Source organism: Paenibacillus sp. FSL L8-0494 (assembly GCF_038003695.1).
In the GTDB taxonomy this organism is placed as follows: domain Bacteria; phylum Bacillota; class Bacilli; order Paenibacillales; family Paenibacillaceae; genus Paenibacillus_AQ; species Paenibacillus_AQ odorifer.
This window is the reverse complement of sequence record NZ_JBBOPQ010000001.1, coordinates 1,734,538-1,746,559: the sequence shown is the minus strand read 5'-3', so window position 1 is coordinate 1,746,559 and position 12,022 is coordinate 1,734,538. Positions and strand designations below refer to the sequence as shown.

At 46.6% G+C, this 12,022-nt stretch carries 14 protein-coding genes; all 14 read right to left on the bottom strand.

Annotated features, from left to right (window positions below; genetic code table 11):
- Positions 1-16 precede the first annotated feature (16 nt).
- Positions 17-940 carry a CvfB family protein gene (locus NYE35_RS07795; RefSeq protein ID WP_036675697.1) on the bottom strand — a complete coding sequence of 308 codons (924 nt, stop codon included), beginning with the start codon at positions 938-940 and terminating at the stop codon, positions 17-19.
- The gene (rsfS, locus tag NYE35_RS07790) at positions 937-1,284 is read right to left on the bottom strand and encodes a ribosome silencing factor (RefSeq protein WP_036675699.1); all 348 of its coding nucleotides are present in this window, start codon (positions 1,282-1,284) and stop codon (positions 937-939) included. The genes NYE35_RS07795 and rsfS overlap by 4 nt, the downstream gene beginning before the upstream one ends.
- Complete coding sequence (gene yqeK, locus NYE35_RS07785) at positions 1,281-1,859, bottom strand: bis(5'-nucleosyl)-tetraphosphatase (symmetrical) YqeK (RefSeq protein ID WP_076144513.1); 579 nt, start codon at positions 1,857-1,859, stop codon at positions 1,281-1,283. Before yqeK ends, rsfS begins: the two co-directional genes overlap by 4 nt.
- Positions 1,831-2,433 (bottom strand): nicotinate-nucleotide adenylyltransferase, encoded by a 603-nt coding sequence (locus tag NYE35_RS07780; RefSeq protein ID WP_036675702.1) that lies wholly within the window; start codon positions 2,431-2,433, stop codon positions 1,831-1,833. Before NYE35_RS07780 ends, yqeK begins: the two co-directional genes overlap by 29 nt.
- A gap of 36 nt (positions 2,434-2,469) precedes the next feature.
- Complete coding sequence (gene yhbY, locus NYE35_RS07775) at positions 2,470-2,763, bottom strand: ribosome assembly RNA-binding protein YhbY (RefSeq protein WP_036675703.1); 294 nt, start codon at positions 2,761-2,763, stop codon at positions 2,470-2,472.
- A gap of 67 nt (positions 2,764-2,830) precedes the next feature.
- The gene (gene aroE / locus NYE35_RS07770) at positions 2,831-3,703 is read right to left on the bottom strand and encodes a shikimate dehydrogenase (protein ID WP_076297819.1); all 873 of its coding nucleotides are present in this window, start codon (positions 3,701-3,703) and stop codon (positions 2,831-2,833) included.
- Between the two features lie 17 nt (positions 3,704-3,720).
- The gene (gene yqeH, locus NYE35_RS07765; protein WP_076104718.1) at positions 3,721-4,848 is read right to left on the bottom strand and encodes a ribosome biogenesis GTPase YqeH; all 1,128 of its coding nucleotides are present in this window, start codon (positions 4,846-4,848) and stop codon (positions 3,721-3,723) included.
- A 2-nt stretch (positions 4,849-4,850) separates the two neighbouring features.
- Positions 4,851-5,372, bottom strand: a complete 522-nt coding sequence (locus NYE35_RS07760) for a YqeG family HAD IIIA-type phosphatase (protein ID WP_076213420.1) — start codon at positions 5,370-5,372, stop codon at positions 4,851-4,853.
- Between the two features lie 87 nt (positions 5,373-5,459).
- Complete coding sequence (locus NYE35_RS07755) at positions 5,460-7,700, bottom strand: transglutaminase domain-containing protein (protein WP_341120589.1); 2,241 nt, start codon at positions 7,698-7,700, stop codon at positions 5,460-5,462.
- Position 7,701: 1 nt separating this feature from the next.
- Positions 7,702-8,946 (bottom strand): DUF58 domain-containing protein, encoded by a 1,245-nt coding sequence (locus NYE35_RS07750; protein WP_076317308.1) that lies wholly within the window; start codon positions 8,944-8,946, stop codon positions 7,702-7,704.
- A 1-nt stretch (position 8,947) separates the two neighbouring features.
- On the bottom strand, positions 8,948-9,904 hold the full coding sequence (locus tag NYE35_RS07745) for an AAA family ATPase (protein ID WP_036675712.1): 957 nt from the start codon (positions 9,902-9,904) through the stop codon (positions 8,948-8,950).
- Positions 9,905-10,059: 155 nt separating this feature from the next.
- The gene (spoVAE, locus tag NYE35_RS07740; RefSeq protein WP_036675923.1) at positions 10,060-10,410 is read right to left on the bottom strand and encodes a stage V sporulation protein AE; all 351 of its coding nucleotides are present in this window, start codon (positions 10,408-10,410) and stop codon (positions 10,060-10,062) included.
- A gap of 2 nt (positions 10,411-10,412) precedes the next feature.
- The gene (spoVAD, locus tag NYE35_RS07735; RefSeq protein WP_038569463.1) at positions 10,413-11,444 is read right to left on the bottom strand and encodes a stage V sporulation protein AD; all 1,032 of its coding nucleotides are present in this window, start codon (positions 11,442-11,444) and stop codon (positions 10,413-10,415) included.
- The gene (gene spoVAC, locus NYE35_RS07730) at positions 11,441-11,944 is read right to left on the bottom strand and encodes a stage V sporulation protein AC (RefSeq protein ID WP_036675716.1); all 504 of its coding nucleotides are present in this window, start codon (positions 11,942-11,944) and stop codon (positions 11,441-11,443) included. The genes spoVAD and spoVAC overlap by 4 nt, the downstream gene beginning before the upstream one ends.
- Positions 11,945-12,022 lie beyond the last annotated feature (78 nt).

Here is a 12,022-nt window from a genome sequence, read left to right as displayed (position 1 = left end):
CTATTGAATCGTAAGCTTAATCCGTCGTTTCTTCTTGTCCTTCGGTTGTTCCTTCTTCATTATCCTTAGCAACAAGATAAGTCCAATTCTCTTTTTGAGTAATATGGCCTTCCTTCATCAGCTTCCCAAGTGCACGCTTGAAGGCGGATTTACTGATTCCGAACCGTTGTTTGATAATATCTGGCGGCGTAGCATCCGAATAAGGCATCGCTCCACCTGGACGAGCATTTAAGAACTCCAAAAGTGCGGCAGAATCTACATCCATCCCCACTTCTTTACGGAGACCCATAGAAAGGTTAACACGTCCATCCTCACGGATATGAGAGACACGTGCTTCAAACTGCTCACCAAGACGCAGCAGACGGCTCCGCTCAGATGAATGGACCATACCGATAATCCCAAAGCCTAGAACACCCGCATCCACAAGTACAAAAGTACCCATTTGCAGCGGCTTATACACTCGGGCTGTTACAGTCTGTCCCATCCAAGATTCAGGTGCAGGCAGAGCTAGTGGAGCAAGCTCCTGTTCTCCGGCCAGCTTGGCACGCAGACGCCCTTGTTTATCATGCTCCATGATCGCAAACACATAGTCTCCAACCTGCGGACGCAGCTCTGGAAGTTCTGGAAGCTCACGAATAGGCAGCAGCAGCTGGCGTCCAAGGCCCATTTCCAAAAAGCAGCCCAGACGCGGATGAATATCAGCCACTTCCAATAACGCCATCTCGCCCAGCGTCAGAAATGGTTTTTTCATCGTTGCCGCAAGACGGTCCTCGGTATCAAAGAAAATGAAAACTTCAACTTTATCACCGGCTTTTACCTTCTCTGTCAGCTCCGTATAATGCAGCATAACATCTTGGTCTCCAGCATTTAAAAAGAATCCGTATGGGGAAACTTCCCGCTCTACATGAAGTGTAACCGTAGTTCCTGCAATCAGGCTCATACAGTCTCCACAACCTTGGCATCGGACCACAGACGCTCGATATTGTAATATTCACGCTCATCGCGGTGGAATATATGAACGATAACATCGCCAAGATCCATCAGCACCCAGCGTGCTGAATCCATGCCTTCAATCCCTTTGATGACTCCGCCTGCTTCATGAACTACTTTACGGACTTCGGTAGCGATCGCCTGTACCTGAATATCCGAGTTACCGTGACATACGATAAAGTAATCACTGATTGGTGAAACATTACGTAGATCTAGTGCCACGACGTTCATTGCTTTTTTATCTTCAACAGCCTTAAGGGCCAGTTCTAACAGCTTGCTTGGTTGTACACTCATATTTTATCCTCCAATATTCTAACTAAATCATTACGCGCCAGTACCGTTAAGGGGAAAATCACCCGGCGTTTCTCCAGTAACAAACTAATCGTAGAATCGAACCCAGCGACTAATCCTTCTTCCAAACTTACTTGTGCCTTCTCGCGTATCTTATCAACCCCGGGAAAATCACGCCCAGGCTCGATGTAGTCAGCTAGGCAGACGATTTTTTCAAGTAAACTCATGTCTTCACGGCCTGAGGTATGGAAACGAATCGCATTGATAATATCAGGATCCGTAATCCCATAGTCTTTCTCAGCTACAAAGGCGCCTACTTCCGAATGCCACATCTGCTTGTCATACACCAGAAGATCCAAATTCAAATGATTTTGTTCAATGATCTCCTTCATTCGCTCAACCGGCCAATACTTGGCCACATCATGCAGAATCGCTGCTGTCTCTGCACGTTCAGGGTCAGCACCATATTGCTTCGCCAGTTGAATAGATGTCTCCATCACGCCGAGTGTATGCTTCCAGCGCTTATCAGGCATCTGTGTGGAGACCGCCTCAATCAGCGCTTCGCGGCCGTATGCCATACAATCCACTCCTTTGAACATAATCGAACACTGCCTCTGGAACCATATAACGAATAGATTTACCTGCTGCCGCCCGTTCTCTTAACATCGTTGACGAAATATCAACCAGTGGCATATCTGCAAGCAATACCTTTTTTGCTATAAAGTCTGGCAATGCATCTAGATCAAGAGGTGTTCCCGGACGACCCACACCAATAAATGTAAGCCGCTGCACCAGTTCTTCAATCTCGTTCCATTTCGGCAAATACTGGACCATATCCGCTCCAATGATGAAATAAAGATCGAAATGCGGATACTCCTCTTGCAGACGTCTTATGGTCTCATAGGTATAGGAGACGCCACCTCTGACAACTTCCCAATCTAATGTGCAAAAAGCTTCGTGATTCTTCACCGCTTCCTGCACCATTGCTAGCCGGTCTTCTCCAGATACACCTGCCTCATGTTTATGAGGCGGGATATGTGAAGGCATAAACCATACCTCTTGCAGACCATAAGTATCTCTTGCGGCTTCCGCTGCCATCATATGACCGATATGAAGAGGATCAAAGGTACCTCCCATAATTCCAACTTTCAAGAGGACGACCTCCTCGGTAAGGTATACTTACAGCTATTAACGCGGCAGCTCAATGGTTTTGTTATCACGTGATTCTTTGTATAGAACGACAGTCTTACCGATCACTTGCACAAGCTCAGAACCCGATTGTTCAGCCAGAGCAGCACCGATTTCCTTGGGATTCTCAATATTATTGCTCAGTATACTAATCTTCATAAGCTCGCGCTTCTCAATAGCTTCTTCAATATGGCGTACGAGGTGATCGTTTACTCCACCTTTGCCCACTTGAAAAATAGGATCGAGATGGTGCGCCAATGAACGAAGATACCGTGTTTGTTTACCAGTTAACATAAATGAATAACTCCTTAATTAACATATATTATTACCTATTATTACCCTAACTTAATGAATCCATTTCTTACTCATTTCCACCCAAACAATCCAGAATGGTCTGCCGCATGATTTCCGTAGGAGCAGGCTGCCCTGTCCAATACTCCAGAGCATAAGCTCCCTGATAGACAAACATACCAAGGCCTCCATGAATCATGCAGCCCCGTTCGAGTCCTTCCAACAATAGCCGCGTGCGCAGCGGATTATAAATCAGATCGCTTACGACCATTCCTTCACGAAGCAGTCCAGGATCTATCGGTGTCTCATCCATATGAGGATACATACCTACGGAGGTAGTATTGATCAGCACGTCTACACCACTTAGCATTTCTGCTACTTCGTTCATGCTAATCCCGATGACATTCCCTTTGCTCCGGCACTGTGTCGCCAAGTCCTCTGCCTTCTCAGCGCTGCGATTAGCAATAATGATCGAAGAAGGTTTCTCTTGAAGTAGTGCGGCAACAATTCCTCTTGCTGCTCCACCGGCCCCGATAACCATAATCTTCGCACCAGACAAATCAGAAATAGCTTCCGCTTTGAGCGAACGCACATAACCGATTCCATCCGTATTATATCCGGTGAGCACTCCGTTATCATTAACAATCGTATTGACTGCACCAACGGCTACTGCACTCTCATCTAATACATCCAAATACTCCATCACCGCAACCTTATGCGGAATCGTCACATTCACTCCACGGAAACCAAGCGTACGGATCGCTTGCACCGCATCGCCCAGCTTCTCCGGGTGGATATGAAGCGGTACATAAGCACCCGGAATTCCCAGCGCTCGCAGCGCTGCTTCATGCATAATTGGAGATTTGGATTGTATAATAGGATCTCCCATTACACCGAGTAGAATATTACCGCTATTGTAGCCTTCGACTGCTGTTGTAGACAATAGATTATCCTCCCTCGTTAAATCATCGAAGGGCGGGTAAGCACCTTCACCCCACGCGGAACGTGAATGGCCACAACTGCACCTTCAGTTCCATTAACCTTAATCCAGCCCAGACCCGAAATGTACAGATCGGTTCGACTGCCCCGATTAATCCGGAACTCATGCCGCTGCCAAGGTGGCAGCTTGTCCATCCGGTCACTTCCCGGTGGAGACAGCATTTCACCGCGATGATCCTGATAGAGGGAATCTGCGCGTTCCAGCTTCGTGCGATGGATTTTTAAAGTACCACTAATAAAGCAAGTGAAGGATTGATGCGGGCCTTGTACGAAATCAAAACGTCCCAGTCCACCGAAGAAAAGAGTCTGTCCTTCGTTCAACTGATAGACTGTTGGCTTCAAAGGATTGGCAGGCATAACTGCATCCAGATCCTGACGCTCTACTAATTCACTATAACGCCAAGGATACACAATCCCTGGAGTATCTATAATGTAGTGGCCATCATCCAATGGAATTTTGACCGTATCGAGTGTTGTGCCAGGGTAACGTGAAGTCGTTAACTCCTGCTCCAAATCGCTATAGTCCGAAATCAGACGATTAATAAGTGTGGATTTGCCCACATTGGTAGCACCCACGACATATACGTCACGTTGGCCGCGCAACTCCGTTACGGCTTCCAGCAAACGGTCAAAACCTTGATTGCGTTTCGCACTGCAAAGTACGATTTCAGCCGTCCGCAAGCCTTCCTCTTTACAGCGCTGCTGCATCCAGTTACGCAACTTGTTCCAGTTTGTAACTTTCGGCAGCAAGTCACATTTATTCACTGCAAGAATAACAGGGTTATTGCCAACAAAGCGCTGCAGGCCGGAAATCAGACTGCCTTCAAAATCGAAGATATCGACAATATGAATAACAAGCGCATTCTTCTCTCCTACTCCACTCAGCAGGCGAAGAAATTCATCCTGATTCACCGAAACAGATGAAGCCTCATTATAATTTTTAATCCGGAAACAGCGTTGGCAAATCACCGGGTCCCGTTCAAGTGCAACCTCCGGAAGGTATCCTGGTTGATCCTTATGCTCCGTCTGAAGCTTGATGCCGCAACCGCTGCACTTCTCAGGACGCTGTGTTTCGCTTTGTTCGTTCATTACTATTTTTCCTCCTCGTGCCACAATCCTTTTTTGCGAAGCCGTGTCAGAGCAACCCGCTCTACCCGGCGATTAAACCTTGTGCCGAACCCCTCATCCTTGACGGAGATTGGCAATACCAAAACAGTATACAGGCCAAGGCGATTGCCGCCGTATACATCTGTAAGCATTTGATCTCCCACCACAATCGTTTGTTCAGGTGGCAGCTCCATCTGCTTCATCGCTTTGAGAAAAGGAGCATTACTCGGTTTACGAGCCTGGTGCACAAATTCAATATTAAGCGGTGTTGCAAAGCGTGACACCCGTTCCATGTTATTGTTAGATACGATGATGAGCTTAAAGCCCAGTTCCTTCACCTTTTCGAACCATAACAACAGCTCCGGAGTAGCCACAGGCGCTTTGGCACCGACCAGTGTGTTATCCAGATCCGTGATGATTCCGCGATATCCCTGTCTATACAGCTCGTCCAGAGCAATATCGAATACCGTATTCACCCGGAGTTTGGGAACTAACATTTCAAACAATACGTTCACCTCGATTTCATACAAAAAACTATAACATACTCCTTGCGCATCGCAAATAAATCTGTATCTATGCTTTCACGCAAAGTGTTATTTCTTGGATCTCATTTTTCTCCGCACCCACAAAGTTTCAGTATACACGCTCTGCCAGTCTTTGTCTTCAATAACCTCAGGGCTATATTTCGCCTTTTCGAACATTGCTAGTAGTGAGGATAGATGATCAGCCACTGCCGGACGTTCTCCACTCCAGCGATCTACGGCTTCACGCAAAGTTTCGTGCTCTTCTTTTAGCATTCCCTTGCGGTGCAAATACCTTACCCAACGCTCAGTTTCCGCCACTACTTTCTGATCTGGCGTTAAAGGCCGGCCATTGCGCAGCTGCTGCATGAAGAAGCGAAGCTTAAAGCGTCTATGCCAAATTATAAAAATCGTCCAGGACAGCAACACCACTACAGCTGCCACAACAACCCAAAGACCTACATGAAACCCTTGATCTTCTTGTGCGTTACTCACAGGCGCTGGTGTAGGTTCTGCCTGTTCTTCTTGATCTTCTGACTCGACCTCAGGGGTTTGCTCATTCTGAGTTAAAAGCGGAATATTAAATCCAGGTGTAGCTTCAACTGGAATCCAACCATAATCACCAAAGTAAACCTCAGCCCAAGAGTGGGAATCCGCATTGGTAATTGTATAGTTATTATTCACTGTGCCTGATTGCTGTTGTGCCGGATTCATTGGGATTTCTGGCTGTTCCCCAGGTGCGTACCCCTTAACCCATCGTGCAGGGATGTTCAGAGAGCGCGCCATAGTAACCAGTGCCGTAGAATAATAATCACAGTAACCTTCCTTTAACTCAAACAAAAACCCTTCTACAAAATCGTTGCTTGTGACACGTGATATATCTGGATTATTGGTATATGGAAAGGTTTGTTGTAAGTATTGTTGCAAAAGCGCTGTTTTTTCATACGGCGTTTTTCCTTCAGCCGTGATTTCCTCAGCCAGCTCCCTGACTCTTTTAGGAAAATCGTTAGGCAGTTGAAGAAACATTTTCTCCAAATCGTTCCCTTTATATAGCTCCTCATACGTCTTTGTTGTCAATTCTTGAACAGGAATTACAGGAACCTCAGACGTCACCTCAAAGGTAGACGGATAAGCGAGTTTCTTCCCATCCACATCCCAGATCAGCTCGCTGTCCCGGCTTCTCCAGGAGAGTCCATTTCCAGCTTTTTCCCCATTTAAAGAATCCACCGAAGATACTGAATAAGTGCCAAACAGCACAGGAAATTCATTATTATTAAGCACGGTTACTGTTTGTTTCAGTGTTCGTGTATTCACTTTAGAACCCACACTGCTCTCTAAAGATTCACCTACATCCACCGCTTCTAGAGGTCCCCGATTTAACCGATCTCTATCGACCCAGCCTCTTCCGGAATATAATCTGCGCGTTTCTCCCCGCATATAAATACGCAAATCAGAAACCACTGTCATCACCGGTGTATAATCGAAGGTAAAGCCGCCGCCTAGTTGATCATCATTCAGACTGTAACCTGACGAAGTATTGTTAGTAGGGGAGACAGAACCCATCTCAGATTTCGTGGTCCCAACTGTGCCCTTCCCAGAAGACTTCCCAATCCCATTCCATTCTTGCCAAGCGGTATAAGGATCGGTTAGGGTAGGCCTTACCCCAGGCATATTCACTCCAATTAGGATGACCAAAGAGAAGACGATGGCAATATTAATGACAATTTTCGTGGGATATTTCAGCAGATGCACCCAACCACGCGGATAATGTAGCTGGAAGCTTCTCAGATGATGGCTGACCAGCCAGCCCATCCCCGCAAATACCGTCCAGGCTACTTCCTGCCACAAAACGATAGATGTAAAGGAATCCAAGGCAGCAAAAGCCACTATGTTCATTCCTATAAACCATAAAATACGTCTTTTTGAAGATGCCCACCAAGACGACAACAGCAGCAGGGCTGAGGCCCCGAGAGCAAACCAGATATAGGGCACCATATGAACTGCAATATCCTGCAGTCTGTCCGGGAGGGTTGTTGCCCAAGGATCAGCGACGTATATACCATAATTGATAAGTATACGATAAACGATATAAATAATAGCTGCCGCTTCAATAAAGAGCCTTATTTGAACTTTAACAGGAATTATGATTTCAATAACAGTGATCGTTATTAATGCAGCCCACACAACAGCAGTTGTCTGTCTTAACCAGATAGGCTCCGTATAAGAGACCCACTGGTGGGCTATAATCAAAAGCCACAATAGACCTAAAGAACGGTGCCAGGAGAATTTCATCTGATTCCACCAGTTTTTCATATCAGACTTCCCCTCCTAATACTATGGGAAGCTCTTGCAGTGAATTAATGCTGTAGCCTGTAATCCCCCGAGATCTTAGAACGTCTGTCCAATCTGTGCTGCTGTTCGTTTCTGATAAATTCCCTATATGAATGTGAGACGGAGTCATCCCTCTGCTGTCAGCCCAACGTAATGCATCCAGTACAGGTTGGCCACTTTGAGGACTAATTAGCACGAAGTATGAGCCTTTAGGGAACATACGATATCCTTTTTCCAAACGGGAAATGAGTGGACCATGCCCTTCGGCGTTAAGATCGATCAAATATTGAATCATTTTCTGACGTTCAGCAGCACCTTCAACTGGTGCAAATACCTTCGTGGTCTTATCCAAGCAGCAAAGACCGATCCCTATCCGCTCTCGAATACCGAATCCAAGAAGTGAAGCTGCTACAGAGACTGCGAGTTCAAATTGATTCGAATTCATATAAGCAGAAGCAGAGCCGTCCAGAACTAGAATGGTTTTGGGAATCGACTCATGCTCGAACTCTTTGGACTTCCACGAGCCTGTCTTTGCCGTTGCATTCCAATGTATGCGTGTTAGGCGGTCGCCGTATACGTAATCGCGTACACCGTTAATTTGGGTGGTCTCACGACGTGATTGAACAACAGAGGTCTGTGGTCCAGAAAGACGGGATTTTCTTTCATATAACTGCCAGCGCGGAACATAGATTGCACGAGGCAACACCTGAAACTGTCCTTCAGCCAGAAAAGTACCTTTATGCTCGACAAGGCCAAAAATATCTTGGCTGATGATATCCGTATCTGAAAATGTATAAGTGCCCCGCTCCAGAACCGGTGTCTGAAACCGCAGTTCCCCATGCCCTCTGAGGCTGGGAATCAGGCTTTCCTCAAATACCCATGATTCGCCATTATGCCGTTTCAGAACTTCCCTTACAACCACATAAGGTAAAGGCAAAATCCCCGGGATTGTGACCTTCAGACCTACACGAAGATACCCACCGGCAGAGAGCAAATCTCCCTTATCCTGTTCGGCATAAAAACTGCGAACACCCTTAGCCCGCCGAACGCCTCCTAAACCTCCAGCAATCAGATATGCAATAAGTACAGAGACCATAATAAACAACATAAATGCAGTTTTGCCGCCCTGAAATAGTACATATAAGAGAGTAATACTCCAAATTACAAGGATGCTGGCGAATTTGGTAGGCTGAATGTGAGCTGCCACCGTAGACAAATAACGTCTCATATTATTGCCTCATCGTAACAGGCACATGAATGCTCTGCAGAAGCTTTTGAAGCAGAGAATCTACGCTAATATTATCTAGGCGCGACTCTGGACGCAGCAATATACGATGACCCAAGGCAAATGGAGTAAGCACCTTTACGTCATCCGGAAGAACATAATCCCTTCCCTGTAGGAAAGCATAAGCTTTACAAGCCAGCATAAACGATAACGAAGCACGTGGACTTGCACCTAGCAATACAAGCGGATGCTCTCTTGTCTGGCGTACAATATCTAACAAGTAATTCAGTACAGGATCACTCATATAAATCTCACGAATCTCCTCTTGAATACTAGCGATCTGCTCCATACTAGTGACAGCTGTAAGCCTGTCCACTGGTTGACCTTCTTGATGGCTCAACAATAGATTTTTTTCGGTTGCTGCATCAGGATAACCAAGACTAATTCTTAGCATAAAACGATCCAACTGAGCTTCCGGCAGCGTGTAGGTTCCCTCAAAATCTATCGGATTCTGGGTGGCGCACAACATAAATGGATGCGGAAGCGGATAGGTCTCCCCATCTACGGTTACATTACGTTCCTCCATCACTTCCAGAAGGGCGGATTGTGTCTTTGTCGTGGCTCGGTTAATTTCATCGGCCAGCAGGATATTCGTCATCACTGGACCTGGGCGGAAATGAAACATCTCGTCCCTCGGATGATACACAGATACACCGGTAATATCACTCGGAAGAATATCAGGATTACATTGTATCCGGCGATACTCTCCGGACATTGATCTGGAAAGTGCGCGAATAAGCTGGGTCTTTCCTGTTCCCGGTACATCCTCGATCAGAACATGACCACCGGCAAGCAGCGCTGTTAGCAGCAATTGTATTTCAAATGATTTTCCAAGTATGCAGGATTCTAGATTATTACGGACAGCATTCATGATGTGCATTGATTCTTGACGAACGGGCATATATGATCCTCCTAGGTCAGAATAAGCAGTAATATTTATATTTTACATGATTAGGGGACCCAAAGTACATTGTTGAAGCTTACGAAGTGTAAACAAACCAAAAACCCGCAGGACACAATGTCCCGCAGGTTCTAATCTAAAGCGCTAGAATCCCATTATCCTTTAGGCCGGACAACCAATGCAGCCAGGAAAGAGAACACAATCGCTGACGAAATCCCTGCGCTCGTGATATCAAAAATCCCTGTAACTACACCGATCCAGCCATCCCGTTCCAGCTCTGTCAATGCCCCATGGACCAAAGAGTTACCGAAGCTTGTGATTGGAATGGTTGCGCCTGCACCCGCAAATTTCACAAGTGGATCGTAGATGCCAAAAGCATCAGCAATCGCTCCGGCTACAACTAATGTACTCATCGTATGTGCAGGTGTCAGCTTCAATACATCAAACATCAGCTGGCCTATAACGCAAATGGCTCCTCCGATCAGAAAAGCCCATAAGTAAATCATCATTAAACTTCACCTCCACTTTCTATAGCAACAGCATGAGCCACACACGGAATGCTCTCTCCCTGCTGGTATGACAATGGGGATAATAAGGCTCCAGTTGCCACAATCAGCACCCGTTTAAGCTCACCTTTTTTAATACGCTTGAGTATATGACCATAAGTCACTACCGCGGAACATCCGCAACCACTTCCTCCGGCGATCACATACTTCTGTTTCTCCAAATCGTAGATAAGCAAACCGCAATCATCAAAGGTTGTTTGCTCCATTGGAATCCCTTCTTTAGCTAATAAGGTTTTCGCAATGGGCAAGCCTACAGATGCAAGATCGCCTGTTACAATTAAGTCATAATGCCCGGGGGATAGTCCGGTATCCCGAAAATGCGCAGTGATCGTATCCGCCGCCGCCGGTGCCATCGCTGTTCCCATATTAAAAGGATCTGTCAAACCGAGATCCATTATTCGTCCAAGGGTAGCCGAGACCACTACCGGATTGTTGCCAGTCCCATCATTCTGACCTACTACAGCACAGCCCGAGCCTGTGACCGTATATTGCGCTGTTGGCGGCTTCTGTGAACCGTATTCGGTAGGATAACGGAATTGCTTTTCCACCGTACAGTTATGGCTGGATGTTCCCGCGAGCACGTATTTGCTCCCTCCGGAATCAACGATCATAGAGGCAATCGCCAGGCTCTCCATGGAAGTGGAGCAAGCACCAAAGACTCCAAGATAAGGCACACCTAATTTTCTTGCCGCGAAGGAGCTGCTGATAATCTGGTTCATCAAATCTCCGCCAACAAAAAATTCCAGCTTCTCCTTATCGAGGTTTGCATTAATCAGTGCCAGTAGGGAAGCTTTTTCGAAAAGAGCCCGCTCGGCCTTTTCCCATGTTTTTTCTCCCATTTCCAGGGAGTCAAATATAAAATCAAAATCTGACGTTAATGGACCCTCTCCCTCTTCAGGACCCACTACAGCGGAAGAGCCTAAAATAACGGGACGGCTCGTGAACTCCCAAGTCTGACTGCCAAGCTGTTTCATGTATGTGCACCTCCACCTACGCCTAAAAAGAGATAGACGATACCAATTATGAAAGCAGCGACAGCACCAAATACGATGACTGAACCCGCCAGCTTGAACATATTGCCGCCTACACCGAGCACAAGTCCTTCCGCACGGTGTTCCAGAGCTGCTGAACACATACTGTTCGCAAAACCAGTAACCGGAACCGCAGTTCCTGCGCCGGCCCATTGGGCCATTTTGTCATAAACGCCAAAGCTGGTCAGGATTACAGAGAGTAGAATCATCGTCGCTACAGTTGGACTTGCGGCTTCTTTGGAGGTCATATCGAATATGGCCATATAAGCCTCCTGAATCCCTTGTCCAATTACACAGATTAGGCCGCCAGCAAGAAATGCTCGCACACAGTTTTTGAATACGGGCCTAGCGGGTACAAAGGGCTTGGACAATTTCTCGTAATCTTGCGGGGTCAGGGTATCAAGCTTCAGCTTGACACCCGATTTTTTCGTTTTCGCCGGCATTGAGAGCACCTCCTGAAAGTTAGGCGAAGGGGGCTGACAAGCATCATAGTAGTACTCACTTTGAGCCCCTCAAGTTGT